The organism is Castellaniella sp., from assembly GCF_034675905.1.
Lineage (GTDB): Bacteria > Pseudomonadota > Gammaproteobacteria > Burkholderiales > Burkholderiaceae_B > Castellaniella.
On the sequence record NZ_JAUCCV010000002.1, the window covers coordinates 167946 to 192698 of the forward strand.

Below are 24753 nucleotides of genomic sequence, written 5' to 3' on the forward strand. Positions count from 1 at the left end.
CTGGTCAGCTACCGGCGGCCCCGATTGGCCGCCGCCATGAACGCATCGGCCGTCGCGACAGGCGCCTGGGTCAACAGGCTGACACCGATGAACAATGCTGCCGACACCGGCAGCACCCACACGCCGGCCGACAAACCCAGCGGCTGGATGCCGGTGGCAAACAGGACCAGCACGATGGCGCTGCCGCCCAGGATGCTGGCCAGCGCACCCGCCGCCGTGCCGCGCCGCCAGTAAAACGCGCCGATGATGGCCGGCACCACGACCGCCAGCCCGGTGGATGCCGCCACCGACAGCACCGCAATCAAGTTCAGGCGCAGTTCCGCAAACAGCAAAGCCAGCACAGCGACGACAGCCAGCGCCCATTTCCCGAAGCGCACCTGGCGCGCCTCGTCGCGATGCCCGGCCGCATGGGCGTAGACGTCGCGCGACAGCATCGAGGACAAGGTCAGCATGATGGAATCGATGGTCGAGATCGCCGCTGCCAGAATGCCGATCATCACGATCTCCGCCAAGACGGGCGGCACCATGTCCGAACCCAACAGCTGCGGGGTGGCCAAATCCGGCGTGGACAATCCAGGCAGCGCGATCATCGCGCTGAAGCCCCAGGTAACGGAGACCAGGGTATAGATCAAGCCGAAGCAAAGGAATCCGATCAGCATGCGGCGCAGCGCCGGCAGATTCCTGGGCATGAACAAGCGCTGGCTGACTTGCGGATTCGACAGACTGAAGAAAAACCAGGGCAGCGTCAGGCCCAGAAAGGTGGCAAATGAAAAGAAGCCTGGACCGGGCACCGTGAGCACGTCGTCCGGCATCTGGCTGAGCCGATCGAACATGACGCCCAGCCCGCCCAGTTCGTGCACCACCAACCAGGCGACAGCGGTGGCCGACACCAGCATGAACAGCGCCTGCAAGGCGTCGGTCCACATGATGGAGCGCATGCCGGCGATATACGAAAAGACCAAGGCCACGACGGTGGCGAATACGGTGCCGGTGGTGAAACTGATGGCGCCATGACTCATGCCGGCCAGCAGGTAGCCGACGCCGGCCAGTTGCACTGCGGCATAGGGAATGAGAAACAGGCAGTTGCTGAGCGCCATGGAGACGGCCACCGGTTTGCTCTGATAGCGATGACCCAACATCTCGCTGGGGGTGATGAAATCGTAGGCCTTGCCCACATGCCAGAATTTCGGCCCGAACACCGCGACCAGCGAAACGCCGACGAAATACACGATCTCAAAGCCGAAAGCTCCCACCCCTGCCTTGTACGTCAGGCCCGCCAGCCCCACCAGCATGAAGGCGCTGTACGTGGTCGCGCTGTAGCTGAGCGCCGAGACGAAACCGCCGAAGCGCCGCGCCCCCAGAAAATAGCCCGACATGCTGACGGAACGGCCATTGGTGGATTCGTCCCGGGACAGCCAGGCGACGTAAAGCGCGATCACCAGGTAAATAGCAACGCCGATCCAGAGCGATACGGCGCTCATTGCTCATGCTCCTGCAAATCGCGGGTAGCCGCCAGATTGAGGACGATCACCAGCACGCCTGTCACGGCCCAGAACAAGAAGCTGCCGTACCAGGCATTGACGCGATCCAGGAACAGATAGGGGACTCCATAGCACAGCAGCGCCAGGACCCAGATGCAGGCAAGACTCAACTTTCTTATCATGACAATAGGGATGGGCGGCGGATCAGCTGCGCCGCTGGATTTCAGGCCAGGCCTTTTTCAGGTAGTAGCACATCGACCAGACGGTCAGGATGGCGGCGACCACAATCAGGACGGAGCCCAGCAGGCGGGTGGAAATGCCTTCGATGGGCTGCCAGTACAACAGACAGGGAATGGCGATCATCTGGGCGGCGGTCTTGAACTTGCCCAGACGATGCACGGCCACGCTGCTGCTGGCGCCGATTTTCGCCATCCATTCGCGCAGCGCCGAAATAGTCAGTTCGCGGCCGATGATGACCAGGGCGATCAGCAGATCGACGCGCCCTATATCCAACAGAATCAGCAACGCCGCTACGACCATGAGCTTGTCGGCCACGGGATCCAGAAAGGCGCCGAAGGCCGAGGTCTGGTTCCAGCGCCGGGCCAGATACCCATCGAACCAATCCGTGATGGCGGCCACGATGAAGGCGATCGCGGCGGCGCTGTCGCGCCAACCGGATGCAGCCCAGGCATCCGGCAAATAGAACAATCCCACGAGCAGCGGGATCATGGCGATGCGCAACCAGGTCAGGGCGATGGGGATATTGAACGGCATAATAAATGTAATACTACCTTAAGGCGTGGTAGATGCGTTCGGCCAATTGCCGGGAAATCCCATCCACGCCCGCCAATTCGTCAATACTGGCGTCCACCACCCCGGAAAAGCCGCCGAATCGGGCCAGCAGATTCTTGCGCCGGTGCTGGCCGACACCTTCGATGTCTTCCAGACGCGACACATTGCGGGCCTTGGCACGGCGCGCCCGCATGCCGGTGATGGCAAAGCGGTGCGCCTCGTCGCGCACTTCCGCCACCAGCATCAGGGCGGCGGATTCCACCCCCAGGGCCACAGAAGGCCGGCCATCGACGAACACCAGGGTTTCCAGACCGACCTTGCGATGATCGCCCTTTTTCACCCCCACGATGCAGCGGGTATCCAGGCCCAGTTCCTCGAAGACCTGGCGCGCCACCCCCACCTGCCCTTCCCCGCCATCGATCAAGACTATGTCGGGCAGCAACACCTCGCCGTCCACGACCCGCCCGTAGCGCCGGGTCAAGGCCTGGCGCATGGCGGCATAATCGTCGCCCGGCTCGATCCCCGCGATATTGAATCGGCGATACAAGGAATGCTGCATGGCGTGGTTCTTGTACACCACACAGGACGCCTGGGTGGCCTCGCCCGCAGTGTGGCTGATATCGAAGCATTCGATGTGCAGCGCCGCCAACGCCGCTTCGTCCGTATCCAGGTCCAATTCCACGGCCAGCGCCAAGGTGCGGGCCTCGCGGGCGCTGGATTCCGACAGGCGCTGCGCCAACGCCATCCGGGCATTGCGCTGCGCCTGTTCCAGCCAGGTCCGGCGGGCGCCTTGCGGACGCGACAGGGCGCGCACCTTATGGCCGTGCTGCTCCGCCAGCATGGGGATCAAGTCGGGATCGGACAAGGCATGCGAACAGACCAGCACCGGAGGCACCGGATTATCGGCATAGTGCTGCGCGACGAATGCCGCGAGCACTTCTTCGGCGGATTCGTCCTGGGCCTGCGTCGGAAACAAGGGCTTGTCCCCCAGGTGACGGCCGGCCCGCACCATGGCCAGATTGACGCAGACCCGCCCGCCGGAGATTTCCACCGCGATGATGTCGGCGCTGTCTTCGCCGACCTGCTCCATGGTCTGCTGCTGCAGGACTTTCGCCAATGCCCGCATCTGATCGCGCAGCACCGCCGCCTGCTCGAAGTCCTGCCGCTCGGCCGCCGCCGTCATCCGCTGTTCGATATCCTGCAGGACTTCGGTAGTGCGGCCTTCCAGAAAGCGGATGGCACGATCCACGTCGGCGCGGTAGTCCTCCAGAGAGATCTTGCCCACACAGGGCGCCGAACAGCGCCCGATCTGGTACAGCAGGCAGGGGCGGGTGCGATGCGCGTAGACGCTGTCTTCGCAGGTACGCAGCTTGAAGACCTTCTGCAGGATCTGGATGGTCTCGCGCACGGCCCAGGAATTCGGGTAAGGGCCGAAGAAATGTCCTTTCCCCTGGGTGCTGCCCCGGTAATAGACGATACGCGGCGCTTCGTGATCCGTGATGTGCAGATAGGGATAGGACTTGTCATCCCGAAACAGGATGTTGTAGCGTGGCTTCAGGCGCTTGATCAGGTTGTTTTCCAGGATCAGCGCCTCAGCCTCGGTACGCGTCACCGTGACCTCGGTACGCACTACGCGGGCCAGCATGTGCGCAATGCGCGGGCCATGCCCGGTCTTCTGGAAATACGAGCTGACGCGGCGCTTCAGATCGCGCGCCTTGCCCACATACAACACGTCCCCGCCGGCATCGATATGCCGGTAAACCCCCGGCAGATGCGGCAGATCAGATAGAAAGGTTTTCAGATCGAAGGCTTCGGGCACGGAGATACCTTGGATCGGACAACAGTCCCGTCCAGTCGGGAGATGGACGGGCCGGCATCAGGCGTCGGATGCGGTGCACCGCCTGCGGATCCAGCGGACGGCCATCCAAAGCAACCAACAGCTCATCGGCCAGATCGGGACGGTTGCAGACCAGCACCATATCGCAGCCGGCGTCCAAGGCGGCGCGGGCGCGGGCATGGATGTCGCCCGCTACGCTGGCGCCCTCCATGGTCAGATCATCGGAAAACACCACCCCATCGTAGGCGAATTGCTCGCGCAGAATGCCCGTCACCCAGCGGCGTGAAAATCCGGCGGGTTCCGGCGCCACCTGCGGGTAGATCACATGCGCGGGCATGACGGCAGGCAGGACCAGATCGCCCAGCCAGCGGTAAGGCGCCGCATCGGCGTCAAGGATCTCGTCCAGAGATCGATCATCCACCGGAATTTCATGATGGGAATCCGCGGCGACGGCCCCATGCCCAGGAAAATGTTTGCCGCAGGCCGCCATGCCGGCCTGGGCCAGCCCCTGGATCAAGGCGCGCGCCAGCAGGGACACCACGGCGGGGTCTTCGTGGAAGGCGCGGTTGCCGATCACCTGGCTGACGCCGGCGTCCAGATCCAGCACCGGCGTAAAGCTGAAATCCACCCCGCAAGCGCGCAATTCGCTGGCCAGCACAAAGCCGGTTTCAGTCGCTCCATGCAAGGCTGCCTGGGGATCCTGGTCATACCAACGACCCAACGCCTGCATCGCAGGCAGCGGCGTGAAGCCATCCGTCCGGAAGCGCTGCACACGACCGCCTTCATGGTCGACAGCAATCAGCAGAGGTTCCTGGCGCGCGGCATGAATCGCGGCACACAAGGCCGTCAACTGCGCACGGTCAGCGAAATTACGAGCAAACAGGATGACGCCGCCTACCTGGGGATGGCGCAGGCGCAATTGTTCGGCGGCCGTCAGTTCCAGGCCGGCGACATCGACCATGACAGGGCCGGGAGGCAAAGGATTCTGCATGAAATCAGTGCTTGGATAAGGGTTGGGCATCGGACGCCGCGGCAGGCGGACGGCCTTCTATGACGACAAAGGCCGCCACCATATCGGACTCATCCGTCATCGACACATGGGCCTGCCCGAAACGGGCATCGTACCAGTCCTTCAGAGGGCCGGACAGATGGACTTCGGGCGCGCCGCCCCGGCGGTTCAGGATCTGCACCCGCGACCACGTCATGGGCATGTGGATGCCCAGGCCGATAGCCTTGGAAAAGGCTTCTTTGGCAGCGAAACGGGTCGCCAGGTACAGGATGCCCCGCCGGGGATCCCGCGCTGTGCGGCGGGCATGGACCAGCTGTTCGTCAGCGCCCAACACGCGCTGCACGAAACGCTCGCCATGCCGCGCATAGATGCGTTCGATGCGATTCACCCGCAATAGATCCGTGCCGATGCCGGCAATGCCTGCGCCTGTCATCAGATTTCCTCCTCGAAGGAATAAAGGACCCCCACGCTGCGCAGGCTTACAGGCGCAGGAAGTGTTCGCGGTAGTGCTTCAGTTCGTTGATGGATTCCTGGATGTCGGCCAGGGCTTCGTGCTTGCTGGCCTTGGTGAAACTGCGATAGACCTCGGGTTTCCAGCGCAGGGACAGTTCCTTCAGCGTGCTGACGTCCAGGTTGCGGTAGTGGAAGTAGGCTTCCAGGCGCGGCATGTACTTCACCATGAAGCGCCGGTCCTGGCCGATGGTATTGCCGCACATGGGCGATTTGCCGGACGGCACCAAGGGCGCGAGGAACTCCAGCAGGATGTCTTCGACCTGGGATTCCGTCACAGTCGAGGCCTTGACCCGCTCGATCAGGCCGCTCTTGCCATGTGTGGACTGATTCCACTTATCCATGCCATCAAGCACCGCATTGTCCTGATGCACCACCAGCACCGGCGCCTGGGCGACTTCGGTCAGGTCGGGTTCAGTGACAATCAGGGCAATTTCCAGAATGCGTTCTTTTTCAGGATCCAAGCCGGACATTTCCATATCCAGCCAGATCAGGCGCTGATCATTCGCAGCCATCACCTATAATCCTTTCAACTGTAAAACCTGATTTTCGCATATTGGCCGGACAGACATGCTGACCACCCTGTTTCTCGCCTGCCTGATCGGCGACCTGCTGATCCGCTATTGGCTGGCACGTCGGCAGATCCGCCACGTGCTGGCCCACCGCGACACCGTCCCGGAGGCCTTCGTCGGCCACATCAGCCTGCACAGCCACCAGCGCGCAGCCGACTACACCGTGGCGCGCTGCCAGCTATCGATGGTCGAACGCATCACAGAAGCCGCCATCCTGCTGGCCCTCACACTGCTGGGCGGATTGCAGGCCCTGGACCTGATGCTGGGTCACCTCATCGAACACGAACTGTGGCGCCAACTGGCGCTGGTCGGCTGCGTGCTGGCGCTGCTGGGTTCTATCGGCCTGGCTTTTTCCGCTTGGCGCACCTTCCGGCTGGAAGCCCGCTACGGATTCAACCGCATGACGCCGCGCCTGTTCATCACCGACGCGCTCAAGATGCTGCTCCTCACCCTGGCGCTGGGCACGCCGCTGCTGGCTGCCATTCTATGGGTCATGGGTGCGACCGGCACGGATTGGGCCTGGTGGGCCTGGGGGCTGTGGGTGGCCTTCAATCTGCTGGTGCTCTGGCTCTACCCCAGCTTTATTGCGCCTATTTTCAACCGTTTCACTCCGCTGGATGATCCGGCGCTCAGCGCCCGCATCCACGCCTTGGCGCAACGCTGCCATTTCGGCCTGTCGGGTCTGTTCGTGATGGACGGCTCCCGCCGCTCGGCGCACGGCAATGCGTATTTCACCGGCTTCGGGCGCCACCGCCGCATCGTCTTCTTCGATACGCTGCTCTCGCGCCTGAATGTCGACGAAGTCGAAGCCGTGCTGGCGCATGAACTGGGTCACTTCGCCCACCATCACATCCTGCGACGCATCGTGGTCAGTTTCATCACCGCAGGTATCTTTCTGCAGCTGCTGGCCTGGTTATCGACCCAGCTCTGGTTCTACACCGGGCTGGGCGTCCTGCCCCAGCTGGGCAGACCCAATGACGGGCTGGCGCTGATGCTGTTCATGCTGACGCTGCCGGTCTTCACCTTCTGGGCGACCCCGATCGCCAGCCTGCTGTCGCGCCGGGACGAGTTCCAGGCAGATCGCTACGCCGTCAGCCAGTGCGGGCCGGCGCCGCTCAGCAGCGCCCTGGTCAAGCTGTACGACGACAACGCCGCCACCCTGACACCGGACCCGATCCATTCCGCCTGGTACGACAGCCACCCCTCGGCCGCCGTGCGCATCGCCCATCTGCACGATGGCTAAAAACTTGCTGCAAGGCCGCGTCACTGCGGCCCACGGACGCCATTATCGGGTGGCCATCGACCACTCCGACCAGTCGCGCCACTGCTACCCTCGGGGGAAAAAAGCCGGCATCGCCGTGGGCGACCACGTGCAGATCCTGCCAGAGGGCGAACACGAAGGCCTCATCACCGAAGTCCTGCCGCGCCGCAATCTGTTCTACCGATCAGACATCCAGCGCAGCAAACTGTTCGCCGCCAACATCGACCAGTTGCTGCTGGTGCTGGCAGCGGAGCCGGAATTTTCCGACGATCTGCTGGGCCGGGCGCTGGTTGCTGCCAGCAGCGCCGGCGTCGCAGCCCATATCGTGCTGAACAAATCCGATCTGCCCGGAACCGCCGCCGCCCGCCAACGCCTGCATGCCACCGAGGCGCTGGGGGTGCCAGTCCATATGCTGAGCGCCCTGGACGCCGCCCAAGTGCACGAACAGCTGATGCCGCTGCTGCAAGACCGCTGCACCCTGTTGCTGGGTCAAAGCGGCATGGGCAAATCCACGCTGCTCAATGCGCTGGTGCCCGATGCCCTGGCAGCCACTCAGACGCATTCCGAAGCCCTGGGCACCGGTCGCCATACGACCACCCTCACCCGCCTGTATACCCTGCCCGGCGGGGGCGACCTGATCGATTCACCGGGTTTCCAGGCCTTTGGCCTGCAGCACCTGGGTCCTCAGGAAATCGAACACGGGTTCCCGGAATTTGCGCCGGCGATCGAGCAATGCCGCTTCTACAACTGCACGCATCGGCATGAGCCGGGATGCGGCGTGCTGGCGGCGGTCGCCAGCGGCGGGATTTCCGCCCAGCGACACGCCTTGTACCTGCGCATCCTGGCGGAAAACGAAGCGGCCAAGCGCTACTGAGCGCGGATCGGCACGCCGGCCGAGGCGGCCAGAAAATAATAGAAATTACGGATCAGGATGGCGGTCGCTCCCCAGATGAAATACGACTGCCAGCTGACGGAAAAATAACAGCGCCCATGCCCCCAGGACGTCTGCAACTGATGCAGATGATGTTGGGTGGGGTCCATCAGCACGCCCAGAGGGACTTCAAAGACCTCGGCGACCTCGGATTGATCCGCAGCGATCTGAAACCCCGGCAGCAATTCCCCCACGACTGGCGTCATCACGAAACGCGTGGTCGTCAGCAAGGCGGGCTGCACTCCCATGATCTGCACAAACCGCTGGTCGACGCCGATTTCCTCGCGGGTCTCACGAATCGCGGCAGCGACCGCATCCGCATCGCTGGATTCGATCCGCCCCCCCGGAAAGCTGATCTGTCCGGCATGATCATGTAAATGGGCCGCCCGCCGGGTAAACAAGACGTGCAGCCCGGTATCGCGCTGCACCAACGGCATCAGCACAGCAGCCTGGCGCGCCTGCGCAAGCGCGGGATTATCCGGCAGGAAGGCCTGTGCAAACAAAGGTTCGACCCGCCAATCGATGGACCGGGCAAACGCCTGGCGGATGTAGTCGAGCTGCAGGCATTCCGGAGGCAAGGGCGGCAGGGGCGCCCCCGGCAAGATCGGCTGGGCAGTGGGATCAAACCCCGCAGGTCGTATCAGACCCGGAGAAGGAATCGGGTGCGTCATGACATCCAGAAAAAATAAGCCGGCCCGTCTTTGTTGCGCCTGCGCGATCCGCACCACCGGCAAGACAGCCAGCGGCCTTGGGATGGATCATGGCATCAAAGACAAAGGCACCCTGACGGGTGCCTTTGAGGTCATGCGATCCAGCCTGATCAGGCGGACTTGCGAACCAGCTTTTCTTTGATGCGAGCAGCCTTGCCCGTACGGCCACGCAGATAGTACAGCTTAGCACGGCGGACATCGCCCCGGCGCTTGACTTCGATGGCGGCGATCTGCGGGGAATACAGTTGGAAGGTGCGTTCCACGGCTTCGCCGGAGGAGATCTTGCGCACGGTGAAGGCGGAATTCAGACCCCGGTTGCGGCGGGCAATGACCACGCCTTCGTAGGCCTGGGCGCGTTTGCGCGTGCCTTCGACGACGTTCACGCTGACGACAACGGTGTCGCCCGGACCGAAGTCGGGGATGACACGGCCTTCGGTCAGGCGTGCGATTTCTTCTTGTTCAATGGTTTCGATCAGATTCACGGTAGCTCCGAAGCATCTTGGATACGGCTATGAAATAGGATTGGTGCCGTCGCAGAGGATGCGGTAAACACGCAATTATATCAGAAGCCTGCGGCCACACCCAGCCACATCATGCCGGGAATCATGGCAGCCCACACCAGCACCATGAGCACGTCTCCTGCGAGCGCCGCCAGACGGCGCCAAGCGATACGCGCGCCGATACGGGGCCGGAGCACCCGGCCGACCGGCGCCGCCAAAGCGGCCTGCCCACGCCCTGTTGTCCGGCCGACGGATCGGCCGGCGCGACGGCCTCCCCATGAACCGCCCGGCACCCAAGGCCCCTGCAAAACGCCCGATACCTGCCAGCAAGATGCCCCTGCGCACCGCCCGGCCCATGTTCCCCACCCTATCGATCCAGCCATGTTGGTCTCCTGTGTGTCCGGCCTGAACAGGCCGTAACTGTGTTTTCATACAGTAATGAATGATACTGTACAAATAAACAGCATTGCGCGCAAGAGGCAAAATAAAACGCCGATCCCCGCTTCGGAGACCGGCGTTTTGCAGCAAGCCGGAAATCAGAGATTCGGCTGCGGAGTCGTCCGCAGATACGAACGCACTTCTTTGTAGCCCTTGGGGAATTTTTCCTTCAGCACGGCCGGATCCTTGATCGACGGCGCGATGATGACGTCTTCGCCCGGCTTCCAGTTCACCGGCGTGGCGACGCTATAGTTGTCCGTCAATTGAATGGAATCCAATGCACGCAGGATTTCATCGAAGTTACGGCCGGTGCTGGCCGGATAGGTCAGGATCAGGCGGATCTTCTTGTTCGGGTCGATGACAAATACGGAACGCACCGTCGCCGTCGTGCTGGCGTTCGGGTGGATCATGTCGTACAGCGTGGCGACCTTGCGGTCTTCGTCCGCCAGGATCGGATACTGGACATTGGTCTTTTGCGTATCGTTGATGTCCTTGATCCAGTCGATGTGGGACTGCTTGCCATCCACGGACACGGCGATCACTTTCGCGCCGCGCTTGGCAAAATCCCCCGACACAATGGCGGTGTAGCCCAGTTCGGTGGTGCAGACCGGGGTGAAGTCGGCCGGGTGGGAAAACAGCACCCCCCAACCATTGCCCAGCCATTCATGGAATTTGATTTTCCCCAGAGAGGATTCTTGTTCGAAATCGGGGGCGACATCGCCCAGGCGCAGCGTAGCCATCAATAACTCCTGTTTCAAGTGACTGCCACCTGGACGATCCAGGCGGCGAATTAGTTTAGACACTTAAGATTCTTGCAGAATATAGGATGCTATTGAAATACAACTAAGTTATAACTATATCTGCGTCTGCTGCACATAGCGATCTGCCAAACCGCCTGCCTGGACCGCCGCATTCAGCGCAGCGGCACGCGGCAGAACATGCACGGCATACTGCACGGCAGTGGCGATTTTGTTCAGATAAAACGCATCGGAAGATCCCCCCTGGATCGCCGCTGCCGCCGCCAACGCCGCGCGTCCCAGCTGCCAGCCGGCATGGGCCGTCCCCGCCAGCATCAGGCAAGGCACGCTGCCGGCGAACACGCCCCGGATATCCTCGCGGATATGGCCCAGCACGCACCCCACGGCAGACTCATACGCCTGGGCCGCATCTTCCAGACGCTGTGCAATCAAGCCCAGCGCCTCTGCATGCGATCCTGCCGCCGCCCTCAAGGACGCGACGGTATCCCGCATGCCGGTGATCTGTTCCTGTGCGATCTTGCCGCCGTCACGCACGATCTTGCGACCGATGAAGTCATTGGCCTGAATGGCGGTCGTGCCCTCGTAGATCGGCAGAATGCGGGCATCCCGGTAGTACTGGGCGGCCCCGGTTTCCTCGATGAAGCCCATGCCGCCATGCACCTGCACGCCCAGAGACGCCACTTCGACGGACGCTTCGGTGGAAAACGCCTTGACGATAGGCACACAGTATTCGTACGTGGCCTTGAAATGCGCCCGAACTGTTTCATCCGACGCATGCGCCGCCTGATCCCGGTAGCCGGCCGCCACATAGGCCACCGCACGGGCGCCTTCGGTCAGGCCGCGCATCGTTCCCAGCATGCGGGCCACGTCCGGGTGGCGGGCAATCGGTACCGGGCCGGCCGAGCCTTCCAGGGCATTGCCCTGCACGCGTTCTGCCGCATAAGCAGCGGCATGCTGCAAAGCGCGCTCGGACACCGCCACCCCCTGCAGACCCACTGCGTAGCGGGCCGCATTCATCATGATGAACATGTACTCCAAACCGCGATTTTCCTCGCCGATCAGGTAGCCGATGGCTCCCTCGCCGACCTCGCCCTTGTCGGACCCGTACAGCAGCACGGCCGTCGGGCTGCCGTGAATGCCCAGCTTGTGTTCCAGCGATGCGCAATAGACATCATTGCGTTTGCCCAGACTGCCGTCCTCGTTGACCAAGCGCTTGGGCACGATGAACAGGGAAATCCCCTTGATGCCCTTGGGCGCATCCGGGGTGCGGGCCAGCACCAGGTGGATGATGTTCTCGGCCAGGTCATGATCCCCATAGGTGATGAAGATTTTCTGGCCGCTGATGCGGTAGCTGCCATCATCCTGATGTACCGCGCGGGTCTTCAGCAAGGCCAGATCGGACCCCGCCTGCGGTTCGGTCAGATTCATGGTCCCGGTCCAGCGGCCTTCCAGCAAGGGCGGGATGAAGCGGGATTTCTGTTCTGCCGTCCCGACCATGGACAACGCTTCGATCACGCCATCGGTCAGCAGCGGACACAAGGAAAACGACAAGTTCCCCGCATTGAGGCTTTCCGTCACAGGCGCAGACACCAGTTTCGGCAGCCCCTGGCCGCCGAATTCGACCTCGTGCGGCAAGCCCTGCCAGCCACCTTGCGCAAAGGCATGGAAAGCCGCCTGGAAACCGGGGCTGGTCTTCACGGCGCCATTCTGCCACTGCGCCGGCTGGGTGTCGCCAATCCGGTTCAGCGGGGCGATTTCCTGTTCGACGAAGCGGGCATTTTCTTCCAGCACGGCGTCCACGAGATCATCCGAGACCTCTTCGAAGCCGGGCAGCGCCAGCACGCCGGGCAGGTCGGCCAATTCGCGCAGAATGAAGCGGATATCCTGGGTGGGAACCTGATATGTCATGACAATTCCTGTGATGCGCAGAACCCGGCCGCCAGCCGATCATTCCGCAATAAGCAGAACGGGCCTCGCAGAGGCCCGTCCATCCGGTTGACGATCAGAGCGCCTTGACCAGTTCAGGCACGGCCTCGAACAGATCCGCCACCAGGCCGTAATCCGCCACCCCGAAAATGGGGGCTTCGGCGTCCTTGTTGATGGCGACGATGACCTTGGAATCCTTCATCCCGGCCAGATGCTGGATGGCCCCGGAAATCCCGATCGCCACGTACAGCTGCGGCGCCACGATCTTGCCGGTCTGACCGACCTGCCAGTCGTTGGGGGCATAGCCCGCATCCACGGCGGCACGCGAAGCGCCCAAGGCGGCGCCCAGTTTGTCGGCCAGGGGGTCCAGAATCTTGAAATTCTCGGCGCTGCCCAGGCCACGGCCGCCCGAGATCACGACGGACGCGGCGGTCAAATCGGGACGATCGCTCTTGGCGAGTTCGCGGCTGACAAACGACGACTTGCCCGAATCCGCTGCCGGGCTGACGGATTCGACAGCCGCGCTGCCGCCGCTGGCCGCCACGGGATCGAACGCCGTGGTACGCACGGTAATGACTTTTTTCGCATCAGCCGACTGCACGGTCGCCAGCGCATTGCCGGCATAGATCGGGTGGACGAACGTATCGGCGGATTCCACGGCGACGATGTCGGAAATCTGCGCGACGTCCAGCTTGGCCGCGACCCGCGGGGCGACGTTCTTGCCTGATGCCGTCGCAGCAAACAGGATGTGGCTGTAGCCGCCTGCGACGGCCAGCACCTGAGCCGCGAGATTTTCCGCCAGCGCATCGGCCAGGGCCGGACCATCGGCCAGCAGGACCTTGGTCACGGAAGCCGTCTGTGCGGCTTCCTGGGCCACCGCCTGGGCGCCGGAGCCCGCCACCAGCACGTGCACATCACCGCCCAGAGCCGCAGCCGCCGCCACGACGTTGCGGGTCGCGGCGCCCAGTTGGGCGTTGTCGTGTTCAGCAATAACCAGAATGCTCATTCAGACCACCTTCGCTTCGTTTTTCAGTTTATCCACCAGAGCCGCCACATCGGGCACGATCACGCCAGCTGAACGGCTGGGCGGTTCCGTGACCTTCAGGGTCTTCAGGCGCGGGGCGGGATCGACGTTCAGATCCGCCGGCGACACAGTATCCAGCGGCTTTTTCTTGGCTTTCATGATGTTGGGCAGCGTCACATAGCGCGGCTCATTCAGGCGCAGGTCGGTCGTGATGACCGCTGGCAGCGCCAGACTGAGGGTTTCCAGCCCGCCGTCGACTTCACGCGTCACCTGGACGCGATCGCCCTGCACCTCGACCTGGCTGGCATTGGTGGCCTGGGGCCAGTCCAGCAGCGCCGCCAACATCTGGCCGGTCTGATTGGCATCGTCGTCGATGGCCTGCTTACCCAGCACGATCAGCTGGGGCTGTTCCTTTTGCGCCAGCGCGGCCAGGATCTTCGCCACCGCCAAGGGCTGCAATTCGACATCCGTTTGCACCAGGATGCCGCGATCAGCACCGATGGCCATGGCGGTGCGCAGGGTTTCCTGGCATTGCGCCACCCCGCACGAGACCGCCACGACTTCTGTGACCACACCCTTTTCCTTCAGACGGGTGGCCTCTTCGACGGCGATTTCGTCGAACGGATTCATGGACATTTTGACGTTGGCAATGTCCACGCCAGTGTGATCGGATTTGACGCGGACCTTGACGTTGAAGTCAACGACGCGCTTGACCGGTACCAGGACCTTCATCGAGCTACTCCAGAATGAAAAGAAAAGAGAATGCAGGCGCCGCGAAACGGCAGGAAATCAGATGCAATACACACCATTTAATACCCCCCCAGCGCCCGCACATGCGCTACCGCGCTGCGCCCCAGCGCGGACAGGTCGTAACCGCCTTCCAGGAAGCTGACGATCCGCCCCTGAGCGGATTCGGCAGCGACTTCGACCAGACGTTCAGTGATCCAGGCGTAATCCGCCTCGACCAGTTTCAAGCTGCCCATATCGTCTTCGCGATGGGCATCGAACCCCGCCGATACCAGAATCAGTTCCGGCTGGAAGCGGCGCAAGGCCGGCAACCAGTGTTGCGTCGCCAAATCGCGCACCACCTGACCATCGGAATAGGCATCCACGGGGATGTTGATCATATTGGGCCCCGGATCATCCTGACGGGTATCAGGAAACAAGGGGTACTGGTAAAAACTGCACATCATCACACGCTTCTCGTGCAGGAAGGCTTCCTCGGTGCCATTGCCATGATGCACGTCAAAATCGACGATCGCAACGCGCTGCATCCCGTAGCGTTCCAGCGCGTAGCGGGCAGCCACGGCGATATTGTTGAAAAAACAGAATCCCAGCGCCTGGCCTGGCCTGGCATGATGCCCCGGCGGCCGGATGGCGCAAAACGCCGTCTGTGCACGACCCGCCATGATTTCATCCAAGGCAGTCAGCCCCGCGCCCGCGGCGGCCCACGCCGCCTGCAGAGTGTCCGGATTCATGATTGTGTCGGAATCCACCGGGAAATATCCATGAGCCGGGGCGTGCTGCCGTAAAAAGGCCAGGTATTCCGGAGTGTGCACCCGCAACACGTCGTCCGGAGACGCGGGACGGGCCTGCTGTTGGGATAGGAAATCCATCAGCCCGCTGGCCGCCAGTTGATCGGCCACCGCATCCAGGCGCTGGGGGGATTCAGGGTGCCACGCACCCATTTCATGCAGGCGGCAGGCGGGATGAGTAATATAGAGCGTCTCCATAAGGGCGATTATGTTCAGACCAACCCGTATTTTGCAAGTTGCCGTAGCGTCGCTGTTCTTATCCGGCTGTGCCAGCAGCAGCAACAATCACACTGTTTCAGATACCGGCAGCACCACAAATCAAACGATCGTTTCAAACGATCGTATTAATTCTAGCAGAAGCAGGAATCCGGGCCAAGCCCTCTTGGCGCAGGGCGATTTCATCGGCGCTGACGGGCAACTGATCCCCGAGGTCCTGGCCTTCGCCCGCCAGACCGCCCAGGCCCACAACATCCCGCCCAGCCAGGTGGAAGCGCTGCTGCGCACGGCGCGCTACAACGCCACGGCCGTACGCTTGATGACGCCGCCTGCCCGCCGCGCGCGCATCCGGCGCGCCTGGCTCAGTTACCGGCAACGCCATGTGGACCCGATCCGCATCCGCCGGGGTGCAGCATTCTGGCAAGCCCACCGCAGCACTCTGGATCAGGTCAGCGCCCGCACGGGCGTGCCGGCCTCGATCATCGTCGCCATCATCGGCATCGAAACCGTATACGGCCAATTCACCGGAGACCACCGGGTACTGGACACGCTGACCACGCTGGGCTTTCGCTACCCCGACGCATCCCGCCCGGAACGGCAGGCCATGTTCCGCACACAACTGGCTGATCTGATCGTACTGGACCACCAGGGGGCGCTGGACGCCCGCACGGTCGAAGGCTCGTTTGCAGGCGCCATGGGGCTGCCGCAATTCATGCCCGGCAGCCTGATGCGCTACGCGGTCGATGGCAATGGGGATGGCCGGGTGGACCTGGCCGGCAATGTGGACGACGCGATCGCTTCAGTCGGCAATTTTCTGAAGGAACATGGTTGGGTGCGCGACGTGCCGGCCTTTGCCCCGGTCACGCTGCCTGCCAGCGCCGACCGGCTGGTGCAGGATGGTCTGGCGCCCACGAGCGACTGGCCGCGCCTGAAAGCTGCCGGCGCCCAGGCCCTGCCGGGCCGCGACACCCGCTGGCAAACCCAGCCGCTGGGGGTGATCGATCTGCAGGATGAAATCCGGGGGACGCACGACTATCGCTGCGCCACGCCGAATTTCTTTGCCATCACCCACTACAATCGCAGCTACTTCTATGCGGCGTCCGTAGTTGAACTGGCCGGCGAAATCACCAACCGGATGGGCTTGTGACGCAACACGCCGCGGGCCACTGAGCTTTAGCCGAACACGCCGGTGGATAGATAGCGGTCGCCTCGGTCGCAGACGATGAAGACGATCGTGGCGTCGCGCACGGTGGCAGCCACCCGCAAAGCGGCGACCGCAGCCCCGGCCGACGATATCCCGCCAAAGATGCCTTCTTCGGCCGCCAGGCGCCGGGCCATGGATTCCGCCTGGTCCTGGGTGATGGGCTCGAAGGCGTCGATCTCTGCGGGATGGTAGATGCTGGGCTGATAGGCTTCCGGCCATTTGCGGATACCCGGGATATGAGCGCCGTCGGCAGGCTGCGCCCCGACGACCTGAACCGCCGGGTTGCGGGAACGCAGGTAGCCGCCTACTCCCATGATGGTGCCAGTGGTGCCCATGGCGCTGACGAAGTGCGTGACCTGACCATCGGTCTGATCCCAGATTTCCGGGCCCGTGGTCTCACGGTGCGCGCGCGGATTGTCTTCATTGGAAAATTGATCCAGCACGAAACCCCGGCCTTCGGCCTGCATGCGCAGCGCCTCGTCGCGAGCATATTCCATGCCGCCCTGATCCGCCGGGGTCAGGATCAGGTCAGCGCCGTACGCCGTCATGGCCGCGCAACGTTCCCGAGAGGAATTGTCCGGCATCAGCAGGATCATGTGATAGCCGCGCACGGCGGCCGCCATGGCCAGGGCGATGCCGGTATTGCCGCTGGTCGCCTCGATCAGCGTATCGCCCGGACGGATATCGCCGCGCAACTCTGCCTGGCGGATCATGCTCAACGCCGCGCGGTCCTTGACCGAGCCGGCGGGATTGTTGCCCTCGAGCTTGGCCAGGATGACATTGCCGCGAGGCGCGCCGGCATCCCCCGGCAGGCGCTGCAAACGCACCAAGGGAGTGGAACCGACGATGTCTTCGATGGTGGGGTAGGTTTTCATGCTCGAAATGATACACCCGCCCCGAACGGCCGACGGCGCATGCTTCAGCTGGAAATAAGCTTATGCCGCCGGCAGGATATAGACCGGCGAAACAGCCCGGACAGTCACGCCGCGGCAGCAGGCGCCACCCGCAGAACGGATCAGCGTTTCGTCGCAGGCGTTCGGCCTGCAGCAGGCCCGGCAAGCGGTGGGGCCGGTTCTCCTTGTCCCGATACGCGCATCCCCCCGCCATCGATGGTCAGGCCCGCCGACTGCAGCGCCTGGGCGCGGCGCGGACCGATACCGCGCACGCGATCTGACAAGTCGGCAAAGGACTGATACCGTCCGCCTCGCGTCCGCTCATCCAGAATGATCTGCGCCGTCTTGGGGCCGATGCCGCGAATCCCCCGCAATTGATCCAGAGTAGCGGTATTCAGATCCACTGCGCCGGCAGCGCCGGCCCAGGTCAATGCCGCCAGGCTGGCTGCCCGAAGTACACGTGAGACACGCGGCGCGGATGGCAGCCGCATCCGCCGCCGGCGCCGGTCCACGGGCAGGGCGACCGGGCTTGTCGCGAACGAGGGCTGAGCAACGGTGCTATGCAGAAAAGGATTCATGACCGGACTCCTGGAAAGAGGAAGGAAGTCCGGTCATGATGCCGCAGGCATGGGCGCCGCAGCGGCAGGCTTGATGGGATTTGTCATACCCCAAATCCGGGGCGCCGCCCAGGCGGTCAGGCGCGCAACTGTCCGCCGTCCAGCAGCCGCCGCACGTAGTCACTGACCCCTGTCTGCACATCGCTGAAGGGATGCGCATAGCCTGCCGCCCGCAACTGAGTGAGGTCCGCCTGGGTATGGCTCTGGTAACGGCCTTTCAGATCGTCCGGAAACGCGATGTACCGCAGCTGCCCGCCGCCTGCCAGTTCTTCCAAGGGCAAGGCCAGTTGGCCCTGATGCACCCTCAGACTGTTGACGACGGTCTGCGCCACATCATTGAACGGCTGGGCGCGCCCCGTCCCGCAATTGAAGATGCCGGAAACATGCGGGTGATCCAGGAAATGCAGATTGACCCTGACGACATCGTCGATATAGACGAAGTCCCGCTGCTGCCCGCCATCCGGATAGCCATCCCAGCCGCCGAACAAGCGCACATGCCCCTGCTCGACGTATTGGTTCATATTGTGGAAAGCCACCGAGGCCATGCGGCCCTTGTGCTGCTCACGCGGGCCGTAGACATTGAAATACCGCAACCCTACGACCTGGGCCGTCAGCCTATCCATACGGCGGCGCAGCACCTGATCGAAGAGCAGCTTGGAATAGCCATAGACGTTCAGCGGGGATTCGTGCGCGGGATCTTCGACATACTGCGGACCGGCGCCATACACAGCGGCCGAAGAGGCATACAGAAACGGGACCTCACGCGCCTGGCAGTACTCGAATAGTTCCAGCGTCACGCGGAAATTATTATCCATCATGAACTGGCCGTCGCGTTCGGTCGTATCCGAGCAGGCCCCCTGATGAAACACGGCTTCCGGGCGAGGCAATTCGCCTGCCAGCACCCGACGGCGGAATTCATCCTTGTGCAGGTAGTCGGCAATCTTCAGATCGACCAGATTGCGGAATTTGTCGCCATCCGTCAGATCATCCACGGCCAGGATGTCATCCACCCCGCGGGCGTTCAGGCCACGCACCAGATTGCTGCCGATGAAGCCGGCGGCGCCAGTTACCACGATCATGATGACAACTCCTCTGCGGTCACGATGGACGTGCCCAATTTACCCACGACGATGCCCCCTGCCCGATTGGACCAGGCCATGGCATCGAACCAATCCAGCCCGGCGGCGCGCATGACGGCCAGTGTGGCCAGCACGGTATCGCCCGCCCCGGACACATCGAACACCTCATGCGCCTGGGCATCCACGTGCTGACGCCCGGCCTCGGTATAGAGCGTCATGCCCTGTTCGGAACGCGTGATCAGCAAGGCTTCCAGGGCCAATTCCCGGCGCAGGGCCTGCGCCCGCCGGGTCAGGTCGTCTTCGGAATCCCAACGTCCGACGGCATCCTGCATCTCGCTGCGGTTGGGCGTGACCAGCGTCGCCCCCTGATAGCGCTGGTAGCGATGGCCCTTGGGGTCGACCAGCACCGGCACGCCGGCATCCAGGGCCACGCGGATCAGGGTCTCGACCCGGCTCAGGGCGCCCTTGGCGTAATCAGACAGCACCAGCAGGTCGTAATCCGCCAAGCTGGCTCGCAAGCCGGCTTCCAGGGCCTGCAGCGCCTGTGCGCCGGGCCCTTGTTCAAAATCCACCCGCAGCAGCTGCTGCTGGCGCCCCAGGACACGCATTTTCAAGGTGGTGTCCATGCCTTCGGCGTCTTCGACCAGGCAATCCCGGATACCGGCTTCCCGGATCAGTGTCTTGACCCGGGCGCCGGCCTCGTCGGGGCCAATAATGCCCAGCAGGCCCACCTGGGAACCCAAGGCGGCGATATTGCGGGCGACGTTGGCGGCGCCACCTAGACGGTCTTCACGCCGGGCCACACGTACGACCGGCACCGGGGCCTCGGGCGAAATACGGTCGACCTCGCCGAACCAGTAGCGGTCCAGCATGATGTCGCCAGCCACCAGTATCCGGGCCGCGCGCGCGGCCGACAAGGGGAATGAGTTCAACGAATTTCCTCCAGGCGGCGGGGCCGGTAGGTCTCCCAGGCATTGCAGCCTGGGCACTGCCAGTAATAGCGACGCGCTTCGAAGCCGCACTGACTGCAGGCATAGCGATCCAGCCGCTGGGTATGTTTATGAATCAGACTGCGCAACAGGCCCAGGTCCGCGCCCGGCACCAGGTGATTATCCGCCGGGGTTTCGCCTTCCTGGGAGAGCTCGACCTCCAGCAGGCGGTCCAGGCCCAGCAGGGACGGGTGCGCCCGCAAGGCCTCGCGGGCGAAGGCCCAGGCCGGGTCGGCGCCGGCCTGGGTGCGCAAGGCGCGAAAAATCACATTGAACAGATCCAGCGTGGGCACACGGGCATACTGCGCCTGCAGCAGCGCCAGGCCCTCGTCGCCTCGGCCCAGGGTGACATAGCAGGCCAGCAAAGGCCCGGCCACCAACCCGGCATAGTCGGGGGCTGCGCCCAGCACATCCTGCAGATAGACGCGCTGGGATTCCAGATCGCCGCGCCGCGCCGACCACTGCGCCCGCAGCAAGCGCACCCGGGTTTCGGATGCAGGCGTCGTGCCGTTCTGCTTCACGGCGTGGTCAGCCGCATCCAGGGCCTGAGCGACCGCATCAAAATTGATGGGATCGGCTTCCAGCAAAGCCTGCGCCTGCTCACAATGGTAATGGGCCAATTGCGGCACAGGCTCGTCCACGCGGCTGCGCAGCTGCTGCACGGCATCGATGGCCCGGGGCCAATCATGCTCGGATTCATAGATGCGGACCAGGGCGCGGATGGCCTCCTGGGCATGCCGGGTATGGATGATGGCCTGAAAGCCTTGTTCGGCACGATCCAGCAGACCGGCCTTGAGGAAATCCTGGGCCAGTTCCAACTGGGCGTTTTCTCGATCCGGCAACGGCAGATCTTCCCGCGACAACAGGCTTTGGTGCACCCGAATGGCACGCTCGATTTCGCCACGGCGGCGAAACAGGCTGCCCAGGGCGAAGTGCAGTTCGGTGGTTTCAGGGTCGAGCTTGGCGACCTCGATGAAGGCATCGATGGCGCGATCAGGCTCCTCGTTGAGCAGAAAATTCAAGCCCTTGAAATAAGAGTCAGGCAAAGCGCGGGTTTCCGACAGCATCTGCCGGAAATCAAAGCGCGCCGCCAGCCACCCCAGTCCGAACAGGACCGGAACGATGATCAGCCACCAGGGTTCAAAATCCACGATGTCCCCATCAGAGCGGCGCCAGCGGCGCCACGGTTTCCGGGATCAGCGGTCCTGATCCGGCGGCCTGCGGATGCGCCAAGGCATCCTGCGCCCGCGACAGTTCGCGCCGCAGGCGATTGATTTCGCGGCGCCGGCGCAAGACGGCGGAAAAAGCCACCAGCAGGCCAAAGGCGACCCCCAGGACAAAAGCGACCAGCATCACGACAATCAGGGGCACCTGGTGCAGCACCTGATCAGAGAAAAACCCGACATCCACCGGCGCGGTGTTCTTCAAGGCAAATAGCAGCACGATGATGAAAATGATCAAGCGCAGCAACCAGACCAGATAGCGCATATGCCAAGCTCCTTGAAAGGGAATGCCGCCATTATAGATAACAGCAACAAAAAAGCGGCCCGAAGGCCGCTTTGAATTCATCCGGTGACGGAATCATTCATTGATGTAATGCATCTGATACAAGTCGGCCGCAGTGGCGGGCTCTTCAGGACTGCCGGTATCGGGGCCCTGATCCACGCGTTCGCGCAATTCCTTGCCGGGCTTGAAGTGCGGCACCAGCTTTGCTGGCACCAGCACTTTTTCGCCCGATTTCGGGTTGCGCCCGACACGCGGCTGGCGCTGCGACAGCGAAAAGCTGCCGAAGCCGCGAATTTCGATGCGCTGACCCTGGGCCAGCGCATCGGCCATCGCGTCCAGAACCGTCTTGACCGCCAAGTCCATGTCGCGGACCGCTAACTGAGGATAGCGACCCGCCAACACGGCAATGAGCTCGGACTTGGTCAGGCCAGGCATCAGTTATCGCGCTGTTGGTCGAGCTTTGCCTTCAGCAGGGCGCCCAGGTTGGTGGTGCCCGACGAAGCGCTGGCTTCGGTCATGCGCTGGATGGTGTCGGCGGTTTCCGCATTGTCACGGGCCTTGATCGACAACTGGATCGAACGCGCCTTGCGGTCGACGTTGATGATCATGGTTTCGATCTGATCACCCGCATTCAACACCGTGGTGGCGTCTTCGACGCGGCCCGCGGAGATTTCAGAAGCGCGCAGGTAGCCATCGACGTCCACGGACAAGGTCACGACAGCACCCTTGGGTTCGACGGACTTGATCGTGCCGGTCAGCACGGCGCCCTTGTCGTAGGTGGCCACGAAGTTGTTGAACGGATCGCCTTCGAGCTGCTTGACGCCCAGAGAGATGCGTTCCTTGTCGGTATCGATGCCCAGCACCACGGCGTCGAGCTCGTCGCCCTTCTTGAAGTTGCGCACGGCTTCTTCGCCGGTTTCCGTCCAGGAGATGTCGGACAGATGCACCAGACCATCGATACCGCCCGGCAGACCAACGAACACGCCGAAGTCGGTGATGGACTTGATGGCGCCGTGAACCTTGTCGCCACGCTTGAAGTTGGACGCGAAGTCTTCCCAAGGATTCGGGCGGCACTGTTTCATGCCCAGCGAGATGCGGCGACGGTCTTCGTCGATTTCCAGAACCATGACTTCGACTTCTTCGCCCAGGGTCACGACCTTGCGCGGATCGACGTTCTTGTTGGTCCAGTCCATTTCGGAGACGTGCACCAGGCCTTCGATACCGGCTTCGACTTCAACAAACGAACCGTAGTCGGTCAGGTTGGTGACCTTGCCGAACAGGCGGGTGCCTTGCGGGTAGCGGCGGCCCAGGCCGATCCAGGGATCTTCGCCCAGTTGCTTGACGCCCAGCGAGACGCGCTGTTTTTCCTGGTCGAACTTGAGGACCTTGGCTTCGATTTCCTGGCCGACGGACAGGACTTCGGAGGGGTGGCGGACACGGCGCCAGGCCATGTCGGTGATGTGCAACAGGCCGTCGATACCGCCCAGATCCACGAACGCGCCGTAGTCGGTGATGTTCTTGACGATACCCTTGATGATGGCGCCTTCGTGCAGATTTTCGAGCAGCTTTTCGCGCTCTTCGCCCATGCTGGCTTCGAGCACGGCGCGGCGCGACAGCACCACGTTGTTGCGCTTGCGATCGAGCTTGATGACCTTGAATTCCAGGGTCTTGCCTTCATAAGGCGTGGTGTCCTTGACGGGACGCAGGTCGACCAGCGAGCCCGGCAGGAAGGCGCGGATGCCGTTGGTCATGACCGTCAGGCCGCCCTTGACCTTGCCGGTGATGGTGCCGTTGACCAGTTCGCCGGATTCCAGAGCCTGTTCGAGCTGCAGCCAGGCCGACAGGCGCTTGGCGCGGTCACGCGACAGGATGGTGTCGCCGTAGCCGTTTTCCAGGGAATCGATGGCCACGGAGACGAAATCGCCGTCCTGGACTTCGAGTTCGCCCTGATCATTCAGGAATTCTTCCAGGGGAATGTAGGCTTCGGATTTCAGGCCTGCATTGACCACGACGAAATTGTGGTCGACGCGCACGACTTCGGCCGAGATGACCTCGCCGGAGCGCATGTTCTGATCCTTGATGCTTGCGGCAAACAGATCGGCAAAGCTTTCACCGCCCAATGCGGCTTCAGTGGTAAGGGTGGACATGAACGATTAATCCATACGCCCCGAGGGGCAATCATGACACGCCAGGGCGAACCCGGCGGAGTGAACAAAAATCCTGCATGACAGCTGCCGGAAATCCCGGCCATGCCCGTCAGGCAGGCCCATGCGCCGATCTGCGGTCAAGCCACAGATCCAGCACCTGATCGACAACCTGATCCACCCCGATATGGGACGAATCGATTGTCATGGCATCAGCAGCCGCGACAAGCGGTGCGTGCGCCCGATCCCGATCACGTGCATCACGTAAGCGAAGATCATTTAAAAGGTCGTCTAGGTTAGCAGAAATTCCCTTGTCCCTCAACTGCTTATGTCGTCTTTCCGCCCGGACCACCACGTCCGCATCGAGAAAGATTTTCAAGGGTGCATCGGGGAACACGACCGTCCCCATATCGCGGCCATCGGCCACCAGGCCGGGCATCTGGCGGAAATCCTGCTGCCGGGCCAGCAATGCCGTGCGCACCGCCGGCCAGGCGGCGACCCGCGACGCCAGATTGCCGATAGCCTCCTGGCGGATGAGATGCGTCACATCCTGCCCGTCCAGACGGATCAGGCCGGCGCCGAACTGCACGTCCAGCTGACGGGCCAGGTGCGCCGCCTGCGATTCATCGCTGCCGTCGCCCCCGGCCTGCCGCACGGCCAGCGCGGTCAGGCGGTACAAGGCCCCGCTGTCCAGCGCGTGCCAGCCCAGATGATCGGCCACACGTTGGGCGATGGTGCCCTTGCCCGAGGCGGTCGGTCCATCGATCGTAATGACGGGAACAGCGGATGCATCCCGCTCGAAAGAAGCAGCATTCATGGCA

Annotated in this window: 26 protein-coding genes and 1 pseudogene; 3 read left to right on the forward strand and 24 right to left on the reverse strand. The window is 62.9% G+C overall.

The genetic code is table 11. The features are described 5' to 3' along the window. Positions 1–8 precede the first annotated feature (8 nt). The 7 genes from VDP79_RS01970 to orn are packed head-to-tail and all read right to left on the reverse strand — an operon-like array spanning position 9 to position 6144. Positions 9–1481 (reverse strand): sodium:solute symporter family protein, encoded by a 1473-nt coding sequence (locus VDP79_RS01970; protein ID WP_323016562.1) that lies wholly within the window; start codon positions 1479–1481, stop codon positions 9–11. Further along, entirely contained in the window at positions 1478–1651 is a 174-nt protein-coding gene (locus tag VDP79_RS01975; RefSeq protein WP_323016563.1) for a hypothetical protein, read from the reverse strand. Before VDP79_RS01975 ends, VDP79_RS01970 begins: the two co-directional genes overlap by 4 nt. A gap of 34 nt (positions 1652–1685) precedes the next feature. Continuing rightward, positions 1686–2255 (reverse strand): CDP-diacylglycerol--glycerol-3-phosphate 3-phosphatidyltransferase, encoded by a 570-nt coding sequence (gene pgsA, locus VDP79_RS01980; RefSeq protein WP_323016564.1) that lies wholly within the window; start codon positions 2253–2255, stop codon positions 1686–1688. 13 nt (positions 2256–2268) lie between these two features. Beyond that, complete coding sequence (uvrC, locus tag VDP79_RS01985) at positions 2269–4092, reverse strand: excinuclease ABC subunit UvrC (RefSeq protein WP_323016565.1); 1824 nt, start codon at positions 4090–4092, stop codon at positions 2269–2271. Then, the gene (gene nagZ / locus VDP79_RS01990) at positions 4055–5101 is read right to left on the reverse strand and encodes a beta-N-acetylhexosaminidase (protein WP_323016566.1); all 1047 of its coding nucleotides are present in this window, start codon (positions 5099–5101) and stop codon (positions 4055–4057) included. The genes uvrC and nagZ overlap by 38 nt, the downstream gene beginning before the upstream one ends. A 4-nt stretch (positions 5102–5105) precedes the next feature. Next, entirely contained in the window at positions 5106–5552 is a 447-nt protein-coding gene (acpS, locus tag VDP79_RS01995; protein WP_323016567.1) for a holo-ACP synthase, read from the reverse strand. Positions 5553–5598: 46 nt separating this feature from the next. After that, positions 5599–6144 carry an oligoribonuclease gene (gene orn / locus VDP79_RS02000; protein WP_323016568.1) on the reverse strand — a complete coding sequence of 182 codons (546 nt, stop codon included), beginning with the start codon at positions 6142–6144 and terminating at the stop codon, positions 5599–5601. 55 nt (positions 6145–6199) lie between these two features. On the opposite strand from orn, the gene VDP79_RS02005 reads away from it, so the two are divergent. Together VDP79_RS02005 and rsgA are read left to right on the forward strand one after the other, a co-directional pair. Further along, a complete protein-coding gene (locus VDP79_RS02005; RefSeq protein WP_323016569.1) occupies positions 6200–7444 on the forward strand; it encodes a M48 family metallopeptidase in 1245 nt (414 codons plus the stop codon). Continuing rightward, the gene (rsgA, locus tag VDP79_RS02010) at positions 7437–8336 is read left to right on the forward strand and encodes a ribosome small subunit-dependent GTPase A (protein WP_323016570.1); all 900 of its coding nucleotides are present in this window, start codon (positions 7437–7439) and stop codon (positions 8334–8336) included. Before VDP79_RS02005 ends, rsgA begins: the two co-directional genes overlap by 8 nt. Here the strand turns inward: rsgA and VDP79_RS02015 are convergent. The 8 genes and pseudogenes from VDP79_RS02015 to VDP79_RS02050 all read right to left on the reverse strand — a co-directional run bounded on the left by VDP79_RS02015 (position 8330) and on the right by VDP79_RS02050 (position 15482). Further along, on the reverse strand, positions 8330–9064 hold the full coding sequence (locus VDP79_RS02015; RefSeq protein WP_323016571.1) for a CoA pyrophosphatase: 735 nt from the start codon (positions 9062–9064) through the stop codon (positions 8330–8332). The two genes, rsgA and VDP79_RS02015, sit on opposite strands and share 7 nt — an antisense overlap. Positions 9065–9213: 149 nt before the next feature. Continuing rightward, a complete protein-coding gene (gene rplS / locus VDP79_RS02020) occupies positions 9214–9585 on the reverse strand; it encodes a 50S ribosomal protein L19 (RefSeq protein ID WP_323016572.1) in 372 nt (123 codons plus the stop codon). Between the two features lie 80 nt (positions 9586–9665). Next, positions 9666–9896: a hypothetical protein gene (locus VDP79_RS02025; RefSeq protein WP_323016573.1), complete on the reverse strand. Its 231-nt coding sequence runs from the start codon at positions 9894–9896 to the stop codon at positions 9666–9668. A 243-nt stretch (positions 9897–10139) separates the two neighbouring features. Beyond that, positions 10140–10781, reverse strand: coding sequence for a peroxiredoxin (locus VDP79_RS02030; protein WP_323016574.1), 642 nt, complete (start codon positions 10779–10781; stop codon positions 10140–10142). Positions 10782–10884: 103 nt separating this feature from the next. Next, positions 10885–12707, reverse strand: a pseudogene (locus tag VDP79_RS02035) (acyl-CoA dehydrogenase). Between the two features lie 94 nt (positions 12708–12801). Then, entirely contained in the window at positions 12802–13731 is a 930-nt protein-coding gene (locus VDP79_RS02040; RefSeq protein ID WP_323016576.1) for an electron transfer flavoprotein subunit alpha/FixB family protein, read from the reverse strand. Next, a complete protein-coding gene (locus VDP79_RS02045) occupies positions 13732–14481 on the reverse strand; it encodes an electron transfer flavoprotein subunit beta/FixA family protein (protein ID WP_323016577.1) in 750 nt (249 codons plus the stop codon). Between the two features lie 77 nt (positions 14482–14558). Next, positions 14559–15482, reverse strand: coding sequence for a histone deacetylase family protein (locus tag VDP79_RS02050; protein WP_323016578.1), 924 nt, complete (start codon positions 15480–15482; stop codon positions 14559–14561). 184 nt (positions 15483–15666) lie between these two features. On the opposite strand from VDP79_RS02050, the gene mltB reads away from it, so the two are divergent. Beyond that, on the forward strand, positions 15667–16647 hold the full coding sequence (gene mltB, locus VDP79_RS02055; protein ID WP_323016579.1) for a lytic murein transglycosylase B: 981 nt from the start codon (positions 15667–15669) through the stop codon (positions 16645–16647). Between the two features lie 26 nt (positions 16648–16673). On the opposite strand, the gene cysM is transcribed toward mltB, so the two are convergent. The 9 genes from cysM to cmk form a co-directional block, all read right to left on the reverse strand. After that, the gene (cysM, locus tag VDP79_RS02060; protein WP_323016580.1) at positions 16674–17579 is read right to left on the reverse strand and encodes a cysteine synthase CysM; all 906 of its coding nucleotides are present in this window, start codon (positions 17577–17579) and stop codon (positions 16674–16676) included. 140 nt (positions 17580–17719) lie between these two features. Then, a complete protein-coding gene (locus VDP79_RS02065) occupies positions 17720–18175 on the reverse strand; it encodes a ComEA family DNA-binding protein (RefSeq protein ID WP_323016581.1) in 456 nt (151 codons plus the stop codon). A gap of 116 nt (positions 18176–18291) precedes the next feature. Then, a complete protein-coding gene (rfaD, locus tag VDP79_RS02070; protein WP_323016582.1) occupies positions 18292–19293 on the reverse strand; it encodes an ADP-glyceromanno-heptose 6-epimerase in 1002 nt (333 codons plus the stop codon). Continuing rightward, positions 19290–20225: a D-glycero-beta-D-manno-heptose-7-phosphate kinase gene (gene rfaE1 / locus VDP79_RS02075; RefSeq protein WP_323016583.1), complete on the reverse strand. Its 936-nt coding sequence runs from the start codon at positions 20223–20225 to the stop codon at positions 19290–19292. Before rfaE1 ends, rfaD begins: the two co-directional genes overlap by 4 nt. Beyond that, positions 20222–21433 carry a lipopolysaccharide assembly protein LapB gene (gene lapB / locus VDP79_RS02080; RefSeq protein ID WP_323016584.1) on the reverse strand — a complete coding sequence of 404 codons (1212 nt, stop codon included), beginning with the start codon at positions 21431–21433 and terminating at the stop codon, positions 20222–20224. The genes rfaE1 and lapB overlap by 4 nt, the downstream gene beginning before the upstream one ends. 10 nt (positions 21434–21443) lie before the next feature. After that, complete coding sequence (locus VDP79_RS02085; RefSeq protein ID WP_323016585.1) at positions 21444–21770, reverse strand: LapA family protein; 327 nt, start codon at positions 21768–21770, stop codon at positions 21444–21446. 93 nt (positions 21771–21863) lie between these two features. Then, the gene (locus tag VDP79_RS02090; RefSeq protein ID WP_323016995.1) at positions 21864–22214 is read right to left on the reverse strand and encodes an integration host factor subunit beta; all 351 of its coding nucleotides are present in this window, start codon (positions 22212–22214) and stop codon (positions 21864–21866) included. 8 nt (positions 22215–22222) lie between these two features. Then, positions 22223–23935 carry a 30S ribosomal protein S1 gene (gene rpsA, locus VDP79_RS02095; protein WP_323016586.1) on the reverse strand — a complete coding sequence of 571 codons (1713 nt, stop codon included), beginning with the start codon at positions 23933–23935 and terminating at the stop codon, positions 22223–22225. Between the two features lie 109 nt (positions 23936–24044). Then, on the reverse strand, positions 24045–24749 hold the full coding sequence (gene cmk / locus VDP79_RS02100; RefSeq protein WP_323016587.1) for a (d)CMP kinase: 705 nt from the start codon (positions 24747–24749) through the stop codon (positions 24045–24047). Positions 24750–24753: the final 4 nt, after the last annotated feature.

Bases quoted from the DNA above. Each gene is read 5' to 3' on its own strand.
- VDP79_RS02065 (WP_323016581.1), bottom strand. From the start codon at position 18,175: ATGAATCCTTTTCTGCATAGCACCGTTGCTCAGCCCTCGTTCGCGACA.
- VDP79_RS02030 (WP_323016574.1), bottom strand. From the start codon at position 10,781: ATGGCTACGCTGCGCCTGGGCGATGTCGCCCCCGATTTCGAACAAGAA.
- nagZ (WP_323016566.1), bottom strand. From the start codon at position 5,101: ATGCAGAATCCTTTGCCTCCCGGCCCTGTCATGGTCGATGTCGCCGGC.
- VDP79_RS02085 (WP_323016585.1), bottom strand. From the start codon at position 21,770: ATGCGCTATCTGGTCTGGTTGCTGCGCTTGATCATTTTCATCATCGTG.
- rpsA (WP_323016586.1), bottom strand. From the start codon at position 23,935: ATGTCCACCCTTACCACTGAAGCCGCATTGGGCGGTGAAAGCTTTGCC.
- cysM (WP_323016580.1), bottom strand. From the start codon at position 17,579: ATGAAAACCTACCCCACCATCGAAGACATCGTCGGTTCCACTCCCTTG.
- VDP79_RS02045 (WP_323016577.1), bottom strand. From the start codon at position 14,481: ATGAAGGTCCTGGTACCGGTCAAGCGCGTCGTTGACTTCAACGTCAAG.
- VDP79_RS02005 (WP_323016569.1), top strand. From the start codon at position 6,200: ATGCTGACCACCCTGTTTCTCGCCTGCCTGATCGGCGACCTGCTGATC.
- cmk (WP_323016587.1), bottom strand. From the start codon at position 24,749: ATGAATGCTGCTTCTTTCGAGCGGGATGCATCCGCTGTTCCCGTCATT.
- orn (WP_323016568.1), bottom strand. From the start codon at position 6,144: ATGGCTGCGAATGATCAGCGCCTGATCTGGCTGGATATGGAAATGTCC.
- VDP79_RS02015 (WP_323016571.1), bottom strand. From the start codon at position 9,064: ATGACGCACCCGATTCCTTCTCCGGGTCTGATACGACCTGCGGGGTTT.
- rfaD (WP_323016582.1), bottom strand. From the start codon at position 19,293: ATGATCGTGGTAACTGGCGCCGCCGGCTTCATCGGCAGCAATCTGGTG.
- VDP79_RS02050 (WP_323016578.1), bottom strand. From the start codon at position 15,482: ATGGAGACGCTCTATATTACTCATCCCGCCTGCCGCCTGCATGAAATG.
- VDP79_RS01970 (WP_323016562.1), bottom strand. From the start codon at position 1,481: ATGAGCGCCGTATCGCTCTGGATCGGCGTTGCTATTTACCTGGTGATC.
- pgsA (WP_323016564.1), bottom strand. From the start codon at position 2,255: ATGCCGTTCAATATCCCCATCGCCCTGACCTGGTTGCGCATCGCCATG.
- acpS (WP_323016567.1), bottom strand. From the start codon at position 5,552: ATGACAGGCGCAGGCATTGCCGGCATCGGCACGGATCTATTGCGGGTG.
- rsgA (WP_323016570.1), top strand. From the start codon at position 7,437: ATGGCTAAAAACTTGCTGCAAGGCCGCGTCACTGCGGCCCACGGACGC.
- VDP79_RS02040 (WP_323016576.1), bottom strand. From the start codon at position 13,731: ATGAGCATTCTGGTTATTGCTGAACACGACAACGCCCAACTGGGCGCC.